Source organism: Pseudomonas sp. P5_B2, from assembly GCF_056400445.1.
The window spans coordinates 1-956 of record NZ_JBFULH010001135.1; the positions used below are offsets into that span (position 1 = coordinate 1).

The 956-nt window shown below is 58.2% G+C and carries 1 protein-coding gene; it reads right to left on the reverse strand.

Annotated elements, in window-relative coordinates:
- Window positions 1-956, reverse strand: a 956-nt coding sequence (locus AC1DRJ_RS29705; protein WP_477805267.1) for an S-type pyocin domain-containing protein, incomplete at both ends; no start/stop codon positions are given.

The window sequence follows — 956 nt, forward strand, 5'->3', positions numbered from 1 at the left end:
GCGCACCTCCCAGCGTCGAGGCCGTACCCAACCAATTTCCCGAAACCGACTGTCCGGAACCACTGGCAACACCGGGTTCGTTCCGTCGATCCCTGAACATTGTAAAAATCGGGGGGATACCCGACTCAGCCGGGAAGACGGTAATAAACCCACCAAAGCTGTACAAATCCAGCTCTGGAAGTTCATCGAGCCTTCCTTCCAGGGCGGTTAGGGTCGTGCCGTCATAAACGGCAATATTCCGCTCGCTTGCGGGGAGGGTGGTTGATGCGTTGTTCGGCTTGACGATAGGTGTCCAGGTCATGCCGATGGACGGGGCATCCGGGTTGTAAGTCCTGTACGCATTAACGGCTGGATCGAAAGTGGCGAGTCGCACTGGGACATTGCCAGGTACCGTTGTGTCGTTTATGGCCGCGACAAAGAACTCGGTTATGTTCCCCACTGATCTGGAGCCGATCGCTACCGGTAGCCTGACTTCTCCATCGACCAAGGCAATTGCATACAAGTCGTCAAGATTGCCCTGTGCGAGATCCGAGAGCGGGATGCTCAAGGCATGGAGCTCGTTGGGCTGGTACTCCGAAAGCGCGAGGCTCCAGGCATGGAAGTCGTCGGGGACAAGATCCGAAAGCGGGGTGTTCAGTTGACGGCTTTCACCGTCAGCCAGCGGCGAAGGAAACAGAAGCGCCGCAAATCCGACTAGTACAGCGCTTGCCGCTGCGGTGCTCGCTGTTGTAACTGCGGCAACGGCAGTGTGCAGTGCGGACCTGACGGCTTGGGTTGTCGCTACACCAATGGCGAGACGACCCTCTGCCAAGGTGAATACCGGACCCGCTGCGGCTGACCGGCCTGATACGGGAAACGGCCGACTGGCTTTGGCGGCTTCCCACGCTTCGAACATCGCAACCATCGCTCTGAATCGTTCGAGCTCTTGCGCATGTTTTTTGGCTTCGGCCTCCTTC